Source organism: Alcaligenes sp. SORT26 (assembly GCF_017377875.1).
Classification (GTDB): domain Bacteria; phylum Pseudomonadota; class Gammaproteobacteria; order Burkholderiales; family Burkholderiaceae_B; genus Alcaligenes; species Alcaligenes parafaecalis.
Window position 1 is genome coordinate 2,372,261 of the sequence record NZ_CP070975.1, and the last position, 18,273, is coordinate 2,390,533.

At 57.7% G+C, this 18,273-nt stretch carries 13 protein-coding genes; 8 read left to right on the top strand and 5 right to left on the bottom strand.

What is annotated here, in order from left to right:
• Nucleotide 1: 1 nt before the first annotated feature.
• From phoR to JYG33_RS10955, 4 genes are all read left to right on the top strand, one after another.
• Entirely contained in the window at nt 2–1,300 is a 1,299-nt protein-coding gene (gene phoR, locus JYG33_RS10940) for a phosphate regulon sensor histidine kinase PhoR (RefSeq protein WP_207872289.1), read from the top strand.
• 80 nt (nt 1,301–1,380) lie between these two features.
• Nucleotides 1,381–1,812 carry a VOC family protein gene (locus JYG33_RS10945; protein WP_153231128.1) on the top strand — a complete coding sequence of 144 codons (432 nt, stop codon included), beginning with the start codon at nt 1,381–1,383 and terminating at the stop codon, nt 1,810–1,812.
• A 2-nt stretch (nt 1,813–1,814) separates the two neighbouring features.
• Nucleotides 1,815–2,513, top strand: coding sequence for a 5-oxoprolinase subunit PxpB (gene pxpB, locus JYG33_RS10950; RefSeq protein ID WP_207872290.1), 699 nt, complete (start codon nt 1,815–1,817; stop codon nt 2,511–2,513).
• A complete protein-coding gene (locus JYG33_RS10955; RefSeq protein WP_207872291.1) occupies nt 2,510–3,523 on the top strand; it encodes a biotin-dependent carboxyltransferase family protein in 1,014 nt (337 codons plus the stop codon). The genes pxpB and JYG33_RS10955 overlap by 4 nt, the downstream gene beginning before the upstream one ends.
• A gap of 173 nt (nt 3,524–3,696) precedes the next feature.
• Here the strand turns inward: JYG33_RS10955 and ilvA are convergent, their stop codons facing one another.
• Nucleotides 3,697–5,205 carry a threonine ammonia-lyase, biosynthetic gene (gene ilvA, locus JYG33_RS10960; RefSeq protein WP_207872292.1) on the bottom strand — a complete coding sequence of 503 codons (1,509 nt, stop codon included), beginning with the start codon at nt 5,203–5,205 and terminating at the stop codon, nt 3,697–3,699.
• 150 nt (nt 5,206–5,355) lie between these two features.
• On the opposite strand from ilvA, the gene JYG33_RS10965 reads away from it, so the two are divergent.
• The 4 genes from JYG33_RS10965 (at nt 5,356) to JYG33_RS10980 (ending at nt 13,862) form a co-directional block, all read left to right on the top strand.
• Complete coding sequence (locus tag JYG33_RS10965) at nt 5,356–5,898, top strand: YqaA family protein (RefSeq protein WP_207872293.1); 543 nt, start codon at nt 5,356–5,358, stop codon at nt 5,896–5,898.
• Nucleotides 5,899–6,044: 146 nt separating this feature from the next.
• Nucleotides 6,045–9,986, top strand: a complete 3,942-nt coding sequence (locus JYG33_RS10970; RefSeq protein WP_207872294.1) for a DUF3683 domain-containing protein — start codon at nt 6,045–6,047, stop codon at nt 9,984–9,986.
• A gap of 160 nt (nt 9,987–10,146) precedes the next feature.
• Nucleotides 10,147–10,641, top strand: a complete 495-nt coding sequence (locus tag JYG33_RS10975) for a pyridoxamine 5'-phosphate oxidase family protein (RefSeq protein WP_207872295.1) — start codon at nt 10,147–10,149, stop codon at nt 10,639–10,641.
• A gap of 419 nt (nt 10,642–11,060) precedes the next feature.
• Nucleotides 11,061–13,862 carry an autotransporter serine protease gene (locus tag JYG33_RS10980; protein ID WP_207872296.1) on the top strand — a complete coding sequence of 934 codons (2,802 nt, stop codon included), beginning with the start codon at nt 11,061–11,063 and terminating at the stop codon, nt 13,860–13,862.
• 142 nt (nt 13,863–14,004) lie between these two features.
• Here the strand turns inward: JYG33_RS10980 and JYG33_RS10985 are convergent, their stop codons facing one another.
• The 4 genes from JYG33_RS10985 to cydX form a co-directional block, all read right to left on the bottom strand.
• Entirely contained in the window at nt 14,005–14,556 is a 552-nt protein-coding gene (locus JYG33_RS10985) for an adenine phosphoribosyltransferase (RefSeq protein ID WP_207872297.1), read from the bottom strand.
• A gap of 170 nt (nt 14,557–14,726) precedes the next feature.
• Nucleotides 14,727–16,421, bottom strand: coding sequence for a thiol reductant ABC exporter subunit CydC (gene cydC / locus JYG33_RS10990; protein WP_207872298.1), 1,695 nt, complete (start codon nt 16,419–16,421; stop codon nt 14,727–14,729).
• Nucleotides 16,418–18,118, bottom strand: coding sequence for a thiol reductant ABC exporter subunit CydD (gene cydD / locus JYG33_RS10995; RefSeq protein WP_243430152.1), 1,701 nt, complete (start codon nt 18,116–18,118; stop codon nt 16,418–16,420). The genes cydC and cydD overlap by 4 nt, the downstream gene beginning before the upstream one ends.
• Nucleotides 18,119–18,259, bottom strand: a complete 141-nt coding sequence (cydX, locus tag JYG33_RS11000; RefSeq protein ID WP_045929585.1) for a cytochrome bd-I oxidase subunit CydX — start codon at nt 18,257–18,259, stop codon at nt 18,119–18,121.
• Nucleotides 18,260–18,273 lie beyond the last annotated feature (14 nt).

Consider the following 18,273-nt stretch of genomic DNA (forward strand, 5'->3'; position numbering starts at 1 on the left):
CATGTTCAGCATATTTACGTCTATTGTTATCTGGGCCCTGTTGGGCAGCTTGATCGGTTGGTGGCTAGGTCCATTCATCGGTCTGGCTTTATTTTGCGGTGGTTTGCTGATGCTGGTTGTCATCAGCACCTTGCAGTTGTCCCGCGTTGAGCGCTGGACCCGCAATCTGAATGATCCCCCGCCCCCTGCCGTTGGTCCTTGGGACGCCATCCTGGCTCCCATCTACCGCCAATTGCGGCGTGATCGGCAAGAAATCCAGGATCTGAACCGTTACGTAGACGGCATCATGATGGCCGCCGAGGCCCTGCCCGATGGCGCCATTACCCTGAACGGGGATATGGAATTGCAATGGTGCAACCAGACTGCCTGTGAGCACATAGGTTTGAATCTGGCCACGGACCGCCATCACAGCATCTTCAATATTCTGCGCGAACCCGAGTTTTCTCGTTACGCCCGCCTGCCCCAGTGGGACGGCCCCTTGCTGCTGCATCTGAGCAAAGACGGGCGTGAACGCTCCTTGCTGCTGCAATTGACCCCCTATGGCCTGGGCCAGTTCCTGATCGTGACCCGCGATGTCACCCAGGTCGAAATGCTGGAGACCACCCGCAAGGACTTTGTGGCCAATGTTTCCCATGAACTGCGTACCCCTTTGACCGTCTTGCTGGGTTTTCTGGAAACCCTGCAGGATATGCCCCCCGAGAGCCTGCCTCTGGAGCAGCGTCAGCGCTACGAACAGATGATGCTGGAGCAGACGCGCCACATGCAGTCGATTGTGTCCGACTTGCTGACCTTGTCCTCGCTGGAGTCCTCCCCCACCGTGGAAGGGGAAACCGTGCAAGTCAGCCAGTTAATTGAAAGCGCGCTGAAACAAGGCGAGGCTATTTCCGGCGGACAACACAGCTTTGTCACGGATCTGGACCCGCGCATCGCCATTCAAGGCATGGAAACCGAATTAAGCTCGGCCGTCTCCAATCTGATTACCAATGCGGTGCGCTATACCCCCAAGGATGGCACCATCACCGTGCGCTGGTATTTGAATGACAGCGGCGAAGCCTGTTATTCCGTCCAGGACACGGGTATCGGCATTGCTGCTCAGGACATTCCCCGCCTGACCGAACGCTTTTACCGAGTAGATAAAGGCCGTTCGCGCTCCACCGGAGGGACCGGCCTGGGCCTGGCCATTACCAAACACATCATCGTGCGACATAACGCCGACCTGCAAATCCAGAGCCGTCTGGGTGTAGGCAGCGTATTTATGTTGCGTTTCCCCAAGAGCCGGGTTCGACTCCAGGACAGCTAGGACCTGTGGGGCCTATTTGGCCCTACAATAAACGGCTCTGAAGACCACGTTGGCGGCCTTATGCCGCACAGGAGCCAAGCATGTCCAATACCAACGAGCTGCGCCCTTTCCACCTGGCTTTTCCGGTCCATGATCTGGCCGTTGCACGCCAGTTCTACGGACAGACACTGGGCTGTCCCGAAGGCCGATCCTCTGATCAGTGGATTGACTTCAACTTCTACGGCCACCAGATCGTGGCTCACCTGGCCCCTTCGGAATGCGGCAGCAATGCCACCAGCGCCGTCGATGCGCACAATGTCCCCGTGCGTCACTTCGGCGTCGTTCTGGACATGCCGACCTGGCAGACCCTGGCAGACAAGCTGGTTGCCGCTGGCACCAAATTCGTGATCGAGCCCTACATCCGCTTCAAAGGCGAGCCCGGCGAACAGGCCACCATGTTCTTCATGGACCCTTCGGGCAATGCCCTGGAATTCAAAGCGTTCAACAGCCTGGATTCTCTTTTCGCCAAATAAAGATGCACAAACCCTGGCAACTTAGCGAGCAAGGCGACCGCTGTCTGCTGGTGCAGTTCAGCGGAGAGCTTTCTTTGGACACCGGTTTGCGCTGCACCCGCGCTGCACGCCTGCTACGCGACCATGCGCCCACCTGTGTCCGTGACCTGGTCCCCAGCTTTACGGCTGTCGCCATCCACTTCTACCCGGATGGCAGCAGTGACCAGCTCGCTCGTCTGCACGACTATGTTCACCAGGCACTGGCTGGGCTGGATGCCAGTCAGGATCAGGCCGCACCCGGTGCTCTGGTGGATATCCCCGTGTGCTACGGCGGCCCTTTCGGCCCTGATCTGCCCGCCATTGCGGAGCAACTGGGACTGAGCCAGGAGCAGGTCATTGAATTGCACAGCAGTCAGGCGCAATTAGTCTTTATGGTTGGCTTCGCACCCGGCGCGCCCTATATGGGCATCTTGCCCGAACAACTGAATGTGCCGCGTCGTGCCACTCCTCGCACCATGCTGCCCAAAGGCTCAGTAGCCATTGCCAACCAGCAAACCATTATTTACCCCAACGAATCTCCCGGTGGCTGGCATTTGATTGGCCGCTCGCCAGTTAACCTGTTCGATGCCCGGCGCTCGCCCGCCGCCCTGCTCGCCCCCGGCGATCAAGTGCGCTTTGTGCCTCTGCCCCACGAACAGTTTGATCACTGGACTCCCGCATGACGGTACATATCCTCAAACCAGGCATGATGAGCAGCCTGCAAGACCGAGGCCGTTATGGACACCAGCACCTGGGTGTCTCGCCTAGCGGTGCTATGGATGAACGTGCTCACCGACTGGCCCATTTACTGGCAGGTAACGCTGCCGAGCAGGATCTGGCCAGCCTGGAAATAACCGTGCAAGGCCCTAGCCTGCGTTTTGACGAACCCGCCTTGTTTGTACTGACCGGCGCGGATCTGAACGCCAGCCTGGACGGCCAAGCTGTGGCGGTATTACGCCCGACCTTGGCCCGCACCGGACAAACACTGACGCTGCTCTCTGCCAAACCTGGCCAAGGTGCACGCACCTACCTGTCTGTCTACGGTGGCTTTCAAGTCGAATCCTTGCTGGGCAGCCAAAGCACCCATATGCGAGTTGGCCTGGGTGGGTTTGAAGGTCGCGCACTGAAAAAGGGCGATCAGATTCAACTGGCCCAACCTCTGACGAATGACGAAACCGCACTAAACCGTCTGCAAGCCGAACTGGATGAGCTGCGCATTTACATGCCTGCTGCACTGGCCTTGGCCCCACGAGAACGCCTGCGCGTCATTCTGGATCAGGCCGATCTGTTTACTGACGAATCGCTGGACCTGTTCCAGAACCAGAGCTATCGCATCAGCCCCGCCTCGGAACGCATGGGCTATCGCCTGGAGGGTCAGCCCTTGCAGCGTAAGACGGCTAAAGAGCTGCTCTCCGCCCCCACCTGCTTTGGCACTATCCAAGTCCCTAACGATGGCCAGCCCATTGTCCTGATGGCCGACCGGCAAACTACCGGGGGCTATCCTCGAATCGGACAGGTCGCCAGCGTGGATCTGGCCCAAGTTGCCCAGCGCTTGCCGGGGCAGAATCTGGGCTTTGAGGTGGTGACAGTAGAACAGGCGCATGCCCTTTCTGCCCGTCAGGAACAAGCGTTTACGCGTCTGAATGACAGCCTGGAACCGTTGCGGCAGGCTTTAAAACAGTGTGTGGCATAGAGCTTGTTAAGACACCACCCGTACTAGCAGAGCATCTGACACTGTCCCGCGTTCGTCTGCCCTAACGACAGCCATCAAACTCAAGCTCCAATAAAAAACACCTCGCTCTTTCAAGCGAGGTGTTTTCATTTTTTCTGGCGCAAGACAGCGAGTGCCTTACGCCACCCACGGGCTTACAGGAACAGCTTGTAAGCCGGGTTATCTGTCTCGTCCCAGTGTGGGTAGCCCAGATTGCCCAGGAATGCCTTGAACTCTTTCTTGTCCGAAGACGGCACCTGGATACCGATCAGGATGCGACCGTAGTCATCCCCCTGATTACGGTAGTGGAACAAGCTGATATTCCAGTCCTGATTCATGCTGGACAAGAACTTGCGCAAGGCGCCGGGGCGCTCCGGGAACTCGAAACGCAACAGGACTTCGTCCGTGGCCTGGCTGGATACCCCACCCACCATATGACGTACATGGGTCTTGGCCAGCTCGTTGCCCGTCAGGTTCAAAGTGCCAAAGCCTTTCTTCACGAAACGCTCTTCCAGCTTTTCGATCTCCGCTTCCGAGGAAATCGACATACCCACAAAGACATGCGCCTTTTCAGAGTTGGACATGCGGTAATTGAACTCGGTCACCGAACGCGTACCCAGCGCATCGCACAGACGGCGGAAGCTGCCTTTGGCCTCAGGGATAGTCAGGGCAAACAGCGCTTCACGAGCCTGCCCCACATCCGCACGGTCTGCCACCATGCGCATACGGTCAAAGTTCATGTTCGCGCCGGAAGTCACCGCAATGAGCGTTTTGTTCTTGAGCTTGTGCTGGGCGGCATAGCGTTTAGCACCGGCCAAGGCCAAGGCACCGGCAGGCTCCAACACGCTGCGCGAGTCCTGAAACACATCTTTGATAGCGGCACAGATCGCATCCGTGTCCACAATCACAAAGTCGTCCACATACTGACGCACCAGTCGGAAGGTTTCCGAACCGACTTGCTTGACGGCCGTGCCATCAGAAAACAGGCCCACATCCGACAAGTTCACGCGCCGGCCTGCCTTGATACTGCGTACCATGGCACAGGAGTCCTCGGTCTGCACGCCGATCACTTTAATTTCAGGACGCAAAGCCTTGATGTAGGTCGCCACACCCGCCGCAAGACCACCGCCACCAATCGCCACAAACACAGCTTCGATAGGGCCAGAGTGCTGCTGCAAGATTTCCATGGCCACTGTGCCCTGTCCGGCGATAACATCCGGGTCATCAAAGGGGTGCACAAAGGTCAGGCCTTCGCTCTTTTGCAGTTCCAGGGCGTGCTGGTAGGAGTCGGAATAGCTCTCGCCTACCAGAACCACTTCACCACCCAGATTGCGCACGCCATCAATTTTGACTTGCGGGGTGGTGGTGGGCATCACGATAACGGCGCGGCAGCCCAGCTTGCGCGCTGACATTGCCACACCTTGTGCGTGGTTCCCAGCAGACGCCGCCAGGACACCACGCTTTAATTCTGCGGCCGACAGATTGGCCATCTTGTTATAGGCACCGCGCAGCTTGAAACTAAAAACAGGTTGATAGTCTTCGCGCTTGAGCAGCACCGTGTTACTAATTCGTGCCGATACCTGGGGAGCGGGTTCAAGTGGTGTTTCGATGGCAACATCGTACACTTTCGAGGTCAGAATTCGCTTTAGGTAATCGTTCGACATGATTCAGGCTTCAATTAACAACCGGTTTGCCACCAAGGCCAGTGCCAGGCCCCTGCCTGAGACTGCTCACCGGGAAAGAAAAACAGAATACCATAGGCAGATGCCCTAACCGGCGTCCATTATCCCTTCCGAGACCCATCCACTTTTCCTATGCAAGCCTGGACCTCCGACCTTATTTCTTGGCTCTTGACCGCCCTGTCTTTGCCCGAAGTGGGCCTAAGCGCCATCTTTATCATCAGTCTGGTGTCAGCTACCTTGCTCCCCCTGGGTTCGGAACCAGCAGTATTTGCCTATATCAACCTGTCCCCGCATATGTTCTGGCCCGCCGTTCTGGTTGCCACGGTAGGCAATACCGTGGGCGGTGCCATCAGCTACGCTACCGGCCTGGGCGCGGAAAAGGCCTATGAAGCCTGGCGCCTGAAGCACCCGCATGACGGTGAGGACGAACAGACTCCCAAAAACAAGGCTGCTGGCCGCTGGCACGAGCTGGGGCAACGCTGGCTGACCCGTATGGGCCCACCCGCCCTGCTCCTGTCCTGGTTACCTGTCGTGGGAGACCCGCTGTGCGCCGTGGCCGGTTGGCTACGCCTGCCTTTTTGGCCCAGCGTGTTTTACATGGCGGTAGGAAAACTGGGTCGCTACATCACCATGACTGCCGGTCTGCTGTGGATTTTCCCCAAGCTGGGTTGGTAATTTGCTGCAAACTCGCCGCAAACGCCCCCTTATCCCTGCCTTGGCCCTGTAGTAAGGGGGCAGCCCGGCTACGATTCGTATACACTTGTCTTTTGCCTATCTGCTCCTCGCTGAGCCGCCCTTGACGGGCCTTGCCAACTATCGCCATGAACGCCCCCATCGCAAGTAAGCACCTGGCCGCCCAGGCACGCAACAATGACACGCCGCGCCTGCGTGAAATCCCCTACAACTACACCTCTTACTCAGACCGGGAAATTATCCTGCGGCTGCTGGGCGAGGAAGCCTGGGAAAAGCTGTCCGAGCTACGCTCCGAACGCCGTACCGGCCGCTCTGCCCGCATGCTGTTTGAAGTGCTGGGTGATATCTGGGTCGTCAAGCGCAACCCCTACTTGCAGGACGATCTGCTGGACAATCCCAAGCGCCAGCATCAACTGATCGAAGCCCTGAACCATAGACTGAACGAGATCGACCAGCGCCGTGATAGCGCCGTGCCCGATCGCGATGCCAAGGTTTTGCGCCTGTTGCACGCTGCCCGTGGTGCCGTGGCTGCGTTTGAACAAGAATTTACCGATACCCGCGCCCTGCGTCAGCAGATCGTGCGCTCGCTCTCGCGCCTGACCGCTAAAGACAACATCAAGTTTGATGGTCTGTCCCGTGTCTCGCACGTCACCGACGCCACCGACTGGCGGGTGGAATATCCCTTTGTCGTGCTCACCCCCGATCACGAAAACGAGATGGCCGCGCTGGTTCGTGCCTGTATCGAGCTGAAGCTGACCATCATCCCGCGTGGGGGTGGCACAGGCTACACCGGCGGCGCTATTCCGCTTAGCTGGCGCTCGGTGGTCATCAATACTGAAAAGCTGGACGCCATTGGCAAGCCGGAGCAATCCACGCTGCCCGGCATGAGCGAACCCGTCACCACCATCCTGACTGGTGCAGGTGTCGTCACCCGTCGTGTGGCTGACGCCGCCGAAGCGGCCGGTACTGTATTTGCGGTTGATCCGACTTCGGCCGATGCCTCCTGTGTGGGCGGCAATATCGCCATGAACGCCGGTGGTAAAAAAGCCGTGCTGTGGGGTACCGCACTGGATAACCTCGCCTGGTGGCGCATGGTGGATGCTCAGGGCAACTGGCTGGAAGTCACCCGCCTTGAGCACAATATGGGCAAGATCCACGACGTGGAAATGGCCCACTTTGAAGTCAAATGGTTTGATGGCCGCTACGCCCCTGGCGCTCAATTGCTGCGCAGCGAGACGCTGCACATTGAAGGCCGCCGCTTCCGCAAGGAAGGCCTGGGTAAAGACGTTACCGACAAATTCCTGGCTGGCCTGCCCGGTATTCAGAAAGAAGGCTGTGATGGCCTGATCACGCAAGCCCGCTGGGTCTTGCACCGCATGCCTGCGCATACACGCACCGTCTGTATGGAGTTTTTCGGCCAGGCCAAACAGGCCGTGCCCTCCATTGTGGAAGTCATTGACTACCTGAACGGCGAAGGCAAGCGCATCGGCGCCATTCTGGCCGGTCTGGAGCACTTGGACGAGCGCTATCTGCGTGCCGTAGGCTACGCCACCAAGAGCAAACGTGATGGCCTGCCCAAAATGGTCTTGATTGGCGACATCGTGGGCGACGATCCCGATGCCGTAGCGACCGCCGCCTCTGAAGTAGTGCGCCTGGCCAATGGCCGTTCCGGTGAAGGCTTTGTAGCCGTCAGCGCCGAAGCCCGCAAGAAATTCTGGGCTGACCGTTCCCGTACCGCCGCCATTGCCCGCCACACTAACGCCTTCAAGATCAACGAAGACGTGGTGATCCCCCTGCGCCGCATGGGTGAGTACACCGAAGAGATCGAACGCATCAATATTGAACTGTCCACGGACAACAAGCTGCGCTTGACCCGTGAACTGGAAGACTTCCTGCAGGGCGATCTGCCCGTAGGCAAGATCGAAGACCACAATGATGCCGAGCACACCCGCGAAGAAATCCTGGACGAGCGCCGTCACGACGCCCTCCAGATCGTGCGCGACGTACGCCAACGCTGGCAGTGGCTGCAAGACAATCTGGACAAGCCCCTGCAAGACTCGCGAGCTGATCTGGCTGAAATTGGTGTGCCGCTGGACAGCGCCGCTATCGACGCCCGTCTGCAAGAAGACCCGAGCACCTCGATTTTTCAGCTTCTGCAAGATCACACGATCCGCACTTCCTGGAAGAGCGAAATCCGTGAAAGCCTGGAACACATTTTCCCTGGCGCCGATTGCGCGGCGGTACTGACCGAACTGCAAGCCATTCACGACCGCGTGCTGAAAAGCCGTGTGTTTGTGGCTCTGCACATGCACGCCGGTGACGGTAACGTACACACCAACATCCCCGTGAACTCGGACGATTACGGCATGCTGCAGCAAGCCAACGTCACCGTGGCCCGCATCATGCAAATTGCGCGCGGTCTGGACGGCGTGATTTCCGGCGAGCACGGCATTGGTCTGACCAAGTACGAATTCCTGACGCAAGAAGAACTGGAGCCCTTCCAGAACTACAAGCGCGAAGTGGACCCTGACAACCACTTCAACGCAGGCAAGCTGATGCCCGGTGCGGATTTGAGCCGCGCCTGGACCCCCAGCTTCAACCTGCTGGGCCACGAATCGCTGATCATGCAACGCAGCGAAATCGGTTCCATCTCCCACGCCATCAAGGACTGCTTGCGCTGCGGTAAATGCAAACCGGTCTGTGCCACCCACGTGCCACGCGCCAACCTGCTGTACTCGCCCCGCAACAAGATTCTGGCCACCTCCTTACTGATCGAAGCCTTCCTGTACGAAGAGCAAACGCGTCGCGGGATCAGCCTGAAGCACTGGGAAGAGTTTGAAGATGTGGGCGACCACTGCACCCTGTGCCACAAGTGCTACAACCCCTGTCCGGTGGATATCGACTTTGGTGATGTGTCCATGGAAATGCGTTCCTTGCTGAACCGCATGGGCAAGAAGTCCTTTAATCCGGGCTCGGCCGCGGCCATGTTCTTCCTGAACGCCAAGGACCCGCGCGTCATCAAGGCCACCCGTACCGCCATGATTGAAGTGGGCTACAAGGCCCAGCGCGCTGTACACAATCTGCTGGCGGCTCCTGCACGCAAACAGGTCAGTGCCCCACCAGCCACTATTGGCAAAGCACCGATCCGTGAACAGGTCATCCACTTCATCAACCGCAAGATGCCCGGTGGCCTGCCCAAGCAGACTGCCCGTAAATTGCTGGATATCGAGAACTCGGATTACGTACCTATCATCCGTAACCCTGAAGTCACCTCGGTGGATTCGGAAGCCGTGTTCTACTTCCCCGGCTGTGGTTCGGAGCGCTTGTTCTCGCAAGTGGGTCTGGCAACACAGGCCATGCTATGGCATGTAGGCGTGCAAACGGTTCTGCCTCCTGGCTACCTGTGCTGTGGCTACCCGCAGCGCGGCAGCGGTCAAAGCGACAAGGCCGAGAAGATCATTACCGATAACCGTGTGCTGTTCCACCGCATGGCCACCACCCTGAACTACCTGGACATCAAAACCGTGGTGGTGAGCTGTGGTACCTGTTACGACCAATTGGCAGGCTACGAATTCGACAAGATTTTCCCTGGCTGCCGCTTGATCGACATCCACGAGTATCTGCTGGAAAAAGGCTTGAAGCTGGAAGACGTACAAGGCGTGCGCTACATGTACCACGACCCTTGCCACAGCCCCATGAAGCTGCAAGACCCCATGAAAACGGTCAAATCCCTGGTGGGCGACAGCACCATCAAGGCAGATCGTTGCTGTGGTGAGTCTGGCACGCTGGCCGTGTCGCGTCCGGATATCTCCACGCAAATCCGTTTCCGCAAGCACGAAGAACTGCAGAAGAACCAGGATGCAGTCCGCGCCGATGGCTTCCAAGGCGAAGTCAAAGTGCTGACTTCCTGTCCGTCCTGCCTGCAAGGTTTGTCCCGTTACGAGGACGAAACCAAGATGGATGCGGACTACATCGTGGTGGAAATGGCCAAGCACATGCTGGGCGAAAACTGGATGGCGGACTACGTACGCCACGCCAATGATGGTGGTATTGAACGCGTTCTGGTGTAAACCACACGCCTCACTCCCCCTGAACAGGCCGGCTTCATGTCGGCCTGTTTTGTAAGTGCTGTGTGGGTATTTTTTGCTGCTGGGCCGCCCGAGGTAATCTCCCTCAGGGTGCCTCCAGCCCAAAACGCAGTATGGAAGCTTTTTCAGAATAGGTGTTTTTATGTCTGTTGATGATCCATTGCTAATCAGCCTGCAAGCCCTGCTCCGCAGCGAGCGCACCGCGTCGCTGGGAACACTCAGCAATCAAGGATTGCCGGTGGTTTCCCGCGTCCCCTTTGCAATCTGCCCCGAGCAAGCCAGCATCATCATCCACATCAGCGAAATGGCGGCTCATACCCGTTATTTGCTGCAACGCCCCGATGCCAGTCTGATGGTCAGCCAAAGCGAGCATGGTCAGGATGCCGTCCATGACCTACCCCGTGTCACCTTTCAGATGCTGGCCCGCAAACTGGAGCGCGAGCAGCCCGACTGGGAGCAGGCCAAGCAGGCCTATACCTCCCGCTTTCCCGACATGGAATTTCTGAGCAGCTTTACGGACTTCCATTTCTTTGCCCTGGATCTGGTCAGAGTGCGCCATATCGCGGGTTTCGCGGCGGCACGAACCTTGAAGCCTGAACTGGTACGCGCCTTGCTGGCAGAGCCTGTGACCAATTGAAGTCCCCAAGTTTGCAATCACAGCAAGCCTTGAAATCGCTGGAGCCACATTCCAGCCATTGCCACCTCAAACCACCTTAAAACAGCGACAAACTGGGGAGCCTTAGCCCCTTGCAGGCTCCGGTCCGCATCCCAAATGTTGCAGCCCCTGGAACAAAGTCGTCACTAACTGATTTCCAGACAAAGAAATCAGATAGCCAATTAAACGCCTTTCCCACCAGAGAAATCGCCACACTCTCTCCCTGCTCTCCCGACGCAGCCGCACGTTTTCGCGTGTTTCAAACGCCAAGCATGACAAAACGTAAATTTGGCCGCTATAAGATTCAACTGCTACGACGTTAAATGGCACGCAAGGACTCGACAACACGACCTCACAACGAGTTGCCGCCACACATAGAAAAACACCCTGGAGAGGAAGAAATGTCGAACAAGAAACGCAGCACCTATGTGCTGGTGCAGATGGCCTTGTTGAGCCTGTTTTTGCCGAACATCGCCCAGGCAGAACCAGACAACTCGCTAGAGCAATGGCGCACTAAAGAATACAAACGTCAGCCTGGCCTGGACATGATCAATGCCGCCAAAGCCTATTCACTAGGTTTTACTGGCAAGGGCGTGACGGTCGGCTATCTGGACTCGGGGATTGAGGCCAAACACCCGGAGTTTGCGGGTGCGATTGCGGGCGGCTTTGACTTCAACACGGATACCCACTATGCCAACGGTCAAGGCATAGACGCCGATCCTCCAGCAGGTCACGGCAGCCACGTTGCGGGCATTATTGGCGCACGCCGCGACGGAGTAGGCATGCACGGTGTCGCCTTCAACAGCCAGCTCTTTGCTGTCGCCTACGATACGAGAGACGACGATGATGACATGCTTGGCAACGACCCTTTTGAGCCGGACCCACGCGACCAAGCTGCCGCATTCGACCGCGTTGCCTCCCAAGGCTGGAACTATCTGGCTCAGTTCAAACTGCCCATCATCAACAGCAGCCTGGGAGTCAACGGTTGCAACAATGCCAGCTCCCCACCACCCTGTAATGTCGTGGACTACGGCTCCCCCGAAGGCGTGCTGGATTGGCAGCCACTGGCTATCGAGGCTTTTCACAACAGCGTAGATGCAGGCTCCCTGATGGTATTTGCCACCGGCAATGAATCGCAGGACCACCCCGACCTGCTGGCTGGCTCCCCCTACTGGTTTCCTGAACTAAAAGATAATTGGCTGGCGGTAACGGCCCTGGGCGAGGATGGATCTTTAGCCTCCTATGCGAACAAGTGCGGCGTGGCAGCCGAGTGGTGTCTGGCCGCCCCCGGTGGTGACGACGACCCAGGGATTAATTCGGTCCAATCCTCGGGCGGCTATGTCGCCTTTAGCGGCACCTCCATGGCCTCTCCGCACGTAGCGGGTGGTGCTGCCCTGGTAAAGGAAGCTTTCCCTTACTTCACGGCGTATCACCTGCAACAAACTTTGTTGACCACCGCTACCGACATGGGTGACCCCAGCATTTATGGCTGGGGCCTGTTGAACGTCGGTAAAGCCGTACAAGGCCCCGGACAATTTACGCGCCTATTCGACGTAGACACGCTGGGCTACAACTCGACTTTCGCCAATGACATCAATGGCACAGGCGGCTTGCACAAGCGCGGCTCCGGCTCTTTGGAGCTGACGGGCAATAACAGCTATACCGGCGACACCACTGTCAGCGGTGGTCGTCTGGCCGTCAATGGCACACTGGCTTCTGCCGTGACCGTTGAACGTGAGGGAACGCTGGGTGGTTCCGGTACGGTTTCTAAAGTTGATAACTACGGCACCCTGGCTCCAGGCAACTCGGTTGGAACGCTAACCGTCAACGGCGACTACACAGCGCATGCTGGCTCGGTACATGAACTGGAAGTTGGCCCCGCAGGTGCGACAGATCGCCTGGTGGTTGGCGGTGCAGCCCATATCGACGGCACACTGAAACTGGCCGGTGGCCCCTTCCGCCAGAACGTCGCCTATTCCTTTCTGGATGCCGCCAACGGTGTGACAGGTCAGTACAGCCACATCACTTACGAGATGGCTTTCCTGTCGCCAACGCTGCTCTACGGCCCCAGCCTGTCCTTGATGATCAAGCGCAATGACACGCCGTTTGCCGCATTTTCCAGTACCGGCAACCAGAAAGCCGTGGCCAATGCCCTGGATACCGGCTCGGACCAGCCACCAGCCGCGATGGCTGAACTGTATGACACGGTGCTCAATGCCCAGTCCAGCAGCGTGGCGGGCTATATGGAGCAGTTACAAGGTCAGATCCATGCAGGCACCACCTCCGCCCTGCTGAGCAACGGCGACCTGCTGCCCCGCACCTTAGGCAAACAAGCTTCGGGCGCTCGTAATGCAACTGGCAAAGAGACCGTTTTGTGGGCTGAAGTCATCCATCAGCAACGTGATCTGGATGGTGACGACAACAGCCAGGATGTACGCCACAAAGTGGGCGGTCTGTTCCTGGGTGGCGATACCGCTATCGGCGATCAAGGTTGGCGCATGGGTGCGTCCTTGGGTTATCTGGAAAACCGCATCAAGCTGGATGATCGTCGTCAGAGTTCGCGCAGCAATAGCTACAGCGCGGCCCTGTACGGGACACAGGCTTGGGAAATGGGCTCTGGCAGTCTGAACCTGCTGGCCGGTGGTGCTTACACCCGCCACAGCCTGGACAGCGAGCGCTCCATCTCCGTTCATCAAAGCGAGACCCTGAAAGCAGACTACAAAGCGCATAGCATTCAAGCCTTTGCCCAGTTGGGTTACCGCATGCCGGTCAGCCCACGTTCCAGCGTAGAACCCTATGCCAGCGTGAATTGGCATCAACTACGTCACGGCTCCTTCAGTGAATCTGGTGGTCAAGCCGCCTTGCGTGGTGACTCGCAACGCCAGAACTTGAGCACCGTAACGCTGGGCCTGCGCGGCACCACGGAACTGGACTTGTCCAAAACCACGCTGTCCTTAAGTGCAGGTTTGGGCTGGCGTCATGCCCTGGGTGACACCACACCCGAGCGTGAACTGGCCTTTGCTGCCTTGCCCGGCAGCAACTTCCGCGTCAGCGGGGCTCCTATCGCCAAGAATGCCGCTGTTGCCGAGTTGGGCGCAGAGCTGAAAGCGGGCAAAAGCACCTCCTTCGGCCTGAACTACCAGGGTCAGTTTGGCCGCAATCAGGATCATGCTGGCTCGCTGTTCATGAAGGTTCGTTTCTAAGCAGGACGAAAAACACGGGGCTGACAGCGCGTCAGCCCCGTGTTCTATCAAATAGACGGGCATGAAAAATCCCTGCGATGCTCAAGCACGACAGGGATTAAGGCTACAAGGCTAAACCGGCGTTACGCCGGTTAAATAGCGATTAGCGATCAGATTCGTTAAAACTACAGACGGTGTAAACCGACAGGCCGGAATCCTTCACGGCTTTAGATCCACCCAGCTCAGGCAAATCAATAATGGCAGCGGCTTCCACTACGTTGGCACCCAAACGCTGCAGCAATCGGGCAGCAGCCAACAGGGTGCCACCGGTAGCGATCAGGTCGTCGATCAGCAAAACGCGCTGTCCAGGACGCACAGAGTCAGTGTGCATTTCAACGCTGGCATTGCCATATTCCAGGGAATACTCTTCAGCCACGGTATTGAAAGGCAGCTTGCCTTTCTTGCGCACGGGCACAAAACCCAGATTCAGTTCGTAAGCCAGAACCGAGCCCACAATAAAGCCACGCGCATCCACACCCGCCACCAGATCCAGCTTTTGTCCCATGTAGCGGTAGACAAACAGATCAATCAATACCCGGAAGGAACGCGGGTCTTGCAGGACCGTCGTGATATCGCGGAAAGTCACCCCTGGCTTAGGCCAGTCCGGCACATTGCGAATGATTTGACGGATGTACTGGGTGGGATCAATTTGCATGTCAAAGCTTCTACAACAAAAAATCCGGACGCGGAGGGCGCTCTTGGATACGTTGCAAGTGTACACAATTGGGCAGCAGCAACAAGGGCTCGCCCGGCTTGTGCCCGTAAGTTGTACTAATACGACGCGATTGAGCAGAAATCCTCACAGACTTGACCCGACGCGTCCTTTTAGTTTGGCTCTAAAGTATTTTTTCCAGTGCTGGAACCGGCCTGCAAACGACCGGCATCGAACTGATAAACCTGGTCAAGCAAAGGCAGCAAACGGGTATCGTGGGTCGCCATAATGACGGTTTTGCCCCGCGCTGCCACCAGAATATCCTGCATCAGGGCCTGGCTGGTGGGGCCATCCAGACTGGCTGTGGGTTCATCCAGAAACCAGATATGCGCAGGCGACAATAGCACCCGCGCCAGGCACAAGCGGCGCTGCTGTCCCAAGGACAATTGCTGCCCGCCCTCCCCCAGCCAGGTATCCAAGCCTTGCGGCAAATCTCGTACCACTGCATCTAACTGCGCATCGTGAAGCACCTGCCAAATACGCTGTTCTGATGCGGCAGGTTCGGCCAGCAATAAATTGTCTCGTACAGAACCCAGAAACAGCGGTGAATCCTGGGCTAACAAGGCGCAATGATCAAACCAGCTAGCGCGAGTCCACTGTTGAGCCGCCACGCCATCAATCTGATACTGCTGACCCGGTACAGGCAGAAGACGCATCAGCACGCCTAGCAAGGTCGACTTGCCAGAGCCGCTCGGGCCGAAAATGGCAATGTGCTCACCGGGCGGCACGCGTAGCGACAAGTGCTCCAGCACGGGCTGCGAACCATAGGCAAAATTCAGGTCTGTAATTTCCAGCAAAGCGGGCTTGTCCAAGGCAATGACTTGCCCCTGCTCCTGTTCAGCCTCAAGCGGCTCATCCAGAATCATCAACAGGCGATTGCTGGCTGCCTGCACTTCACCCAAGCGCGAAGCGCCCCGCATCATGGGAGCCATGATCTCGAACAGGCCCAGCAAAGCCAGTACCAGACCCACCCACAAAGGGCCGCTCATGGCTTGTACATTGACTTGCTGTGCGCCCACGATCAGACAGGTCATCAAGGCCACGCCCATCAAGACTTGCTGGGAAAACTGCCCGACAATTCCCCAACCATTGCTGCGCAAACGAGCTTGCCCCAGTTCCTGACTCAACTTGTCCACTTGCTCCTGCACAGCATCAGCCGCGGCAAACACCTGGATATCGGCATAAGCACGAATAGCCTGATGCACCAGAACACGCTGACGGTTCTCCAACTGATGGACCTGCTGGGCGGCACGGCTGGCTCCGCGTGCACAAACATAAGGAACCAGGCAGGCGGCCAGCAGCAAACAAGCCAGAATCAGCCAAGCCCACCACGACAGCCAGGTTTGCAGCACGGCACTGAATACCAGCCCCGCCACAACTGCTGTTGTCAAAGGCACCAGAATCAGCAAGAGCACCAGATCCAGAATAGCTACGTCAGACGTCAGGCTGGATGCCAGCTCACCATCCCGGAACTGAGCCAGACGGGATTGGCTAAAACGGCTCAAGCGTCCAAAAACCAGGCTGCGTATGCGCACCTGTAGATCCAGTGTCAGGGCATGTCCGACCACTCGCTCCAGGTAGCGGGAGGTGATGCGCCAAAAAGACAGACCGCGAATCATGGCCGACGGGCCAAACAGGTTGAAAACAATACCCATCGTCGCCAGGAACGCACTGCTCAAAAACCAGCCCGCTACGCCCAACAGCCCCACACCGGCGGCTACGGTACTGATGGCTAAAAGGACAGTGAATAGAACCGCCCCGCGACGGGCACGCAAACTGGAACCCAGGAGACGAAACCATGCTTTCATGCCGTCAGGGCTCCTTGGGCGATACGCAACTGGTTCGAGCACATGGCGGCCAACTCCTCGTCATGCGTCGCTACGACCAGACAACGGCCCCGGCAGAAACGAAGAATGTTGTGCATGACACGATCTCGTGTCGCGGCGTCCAGGCGAGAGCTGGGTTCATCCAGCAACACAACATGGGGGTCCGTCAGGAACAGGCGGGCCAAGGCCAGGCGCTGAATCTGGCCGCCAGACAGACCAAAACCACCCTCTCCCAAGGCGGTCTGCAAGCTATCGGGCAAAGCGCGCACGAATTCCGCTGCACAGGCTTGTTCCAGAGCTTGCCAAAGCTGTTCATCGCTGGCTTGGGGAGCGGCCAGACGCAAACCATCGGCAATCGTGCCCATGGCTAAAAAGGCTTGTTGAGAAATCAGCACCACACCGTCGTGACGAGTCAGCAAACGACCGGCCGTGTCGCTATTGCGCAGCAGGATTTCACCCTGCGCTAAAGGCCGTAAACCGATCAGGCTTTCCAGCAAGCTGGTTTTGCCAGAGCCACTGGCGCCCAGCAAAGCGTAAGACTGATCTATATAGAGTTGCAGGCCGGGCACTTCCAGCAAGGTCCCCTGCCCGCTCAACTGCGGCAAATGCAGATGACGCAATACCAATACCGGCAAGTTGGGAAAAACTGCCTCATGGTCTGCGCTGGTGGGGGCTGCAGGAATCAAATCCTGACCCAGTTTTGCCCACAGTCTGTCGACCTCTACCGCAGCCGCACGCGCCGCTGCCCGGTCATGATAATTGGCGGCTAACTGACGCAATGGCTGGTAAGCCTCGGGGGCCAGGAGCAAACAGAACAAGCCTTGCTGCAAACTGATGCCTGAAAAGGACTCGCCCAGATAGCCCAGGTAACCCAAACCAATATAGACAGCGATCCCCGCCACTCCCAGGGCCGCAAAGAACTCCAGTACGGCGGACGATAGAAATGCAATACGCAGCACTTTCATGGTGCGCGTACGTAATTCCTGGCTGGCCAGTTCGACACGCTGCAACTCATCCTGCCCACGCCCCATCAGACTCAGGGTAAAGATCCCGCGCAGGCGGTCAGCAAAAAAACCGGATAAACGTAGCGTGGTTTGCTGCTGCTCTCGGCTGGCGGCTTCTGCCCCCCAACCGACCAAGGCCATGAACAAGGGAATCAAGGGTGTGCTCAGCAGCAAAATCAAAGCCACAATGCCATCCACCGGCAAGACAGCCAGCACCAATGCCAACGGCACCAGAGCCGCAGCCGCCATGCAAGGGATGTAGCGCGTCACAAAGCCATCCAGGGCTTCAATTTGCGTGATCAGGCTAGTGGACAGTTCGCCGCTATTGCTGGCCCGCAAACGGGGCACCGTACTGCGAAATAGTCGAGCAAACAAGTCGGAACGCAGCCCCTGCTTCAGTTGTTCTGAAACCTTCTGGGCACGGCGTTCGCCGAAAGCGGAAACGGCGGCCCGCAGCAATAAGAGCACAGCCACCATCAAGATAGAAACAAGCTGCCCGGTCCAAGGCAATCCATCGACCACAATGGCCTGCACAATTTGCGCCAGCAACCAGGCTTGAGGAATCAGTAATGCACCGGCCAGCACCGGGGTCAGCATGGAAACCCGCAAAGCCGTGCGGGCGCGGCTGGAGAATTGCTCCAGCCACTGTTGCGCCGTTGGACTTTGCGGGGTCAATCAGACCTCGATGTCTGCATTGGCCTTGGAGGAAGCTGCATTCTGCAAAGCAGTGTTCTCACGCAGCTCGAACCACATCGCATTCAAGATAGAAAATGCGCAGGCCAAACCCAAACCTAGAACCCAAGAGAAGTACCACATATGCGCTGGCCTCC

Bases quoted from the DNA above. Each gene is read 5' to 3' on its own strand.
- phoR (WP_207872289.1), top strand. From the start codon at position 2: ATGTTCAGCATATTTACGTCTATTGTTATCTGGGCCCTGTTGGGCAGC.
- JYG33_RS10945 (WP_153231128.1), top strand. From the start codon at position 1,381: ATGTCCAATACCAACGAGCTGCGCCCTTTCCACCTGGCTTTTCCGGTC.
- pxpB (WP_207872290.1), top strand. From the start codon at position 1,815: ATGCACAAACCCTGGCAACTTAGCGAGCAAGGCGACCGCTGTCTGCTG.
- JYG33_RS10955 (WP_207872291.1), top strand. From the start codon at position 2,510: ATGACGGTACATATCCTCAAACCAGGCATGATGAGCAGCCTGCAAGAC.
- ilvA (WP_207872292.1), bottom strand. From the start codon at position 5,205: ATGTCGAACGATTACCTAAAGCGAATTCTGACCTCGAAAGTGTACGAT.
- JYG33_RS10965 (WP_207872293.1), top strand. From the start codon at position 5,356: ATGCAAGCCTGGACCTCCGACCTTATTTCTTGGCTCTTGACCGCCCTG.
- JYG33_RS10970 (WP_207872294.1), top strand. From the start codon at position 6,045: ATGAACGCCCCCATCGCAAGTAAGCACCTGGCCGCCCAGGCACGCAAC.
- JYG33_RS10975 (WP_207872295.1), top strand. From the start codon at position 10,147: ATGTCTGTTGATGATCCATTGCTAATCAGCCTGCAAGCCCTGCTCCGC.
- JYG33_RS10980 (WP_207872296.1), top strand. From the start codon at position 11,061: ATGTCGAACAAGAAACGCAGCACCTATGTGCTGGTGCAGATGGCCTTG.
- JYG33_RS10985 (WP_207872297.1), bottom strand. From the start codon at position 14,556: ATGCAAATTGATCCCACCCAGTACATCCGTCAAATCATTCGCAATGTG.
- cydC (WP_207872298.1), bottom strand. From the start codon at position 16,421: ATGAAAGCATGGTTTCGTCTCCTGGGTTCCAGTTTGCGTGCCCGTCGC.
- cydX (WP_045929585.1), bottom strand. From the start codon at position 18,259: ATGTGGTACTTCTCTTGGGTTCTAGGTTTGGGTTTGGCCTGCGCATTT.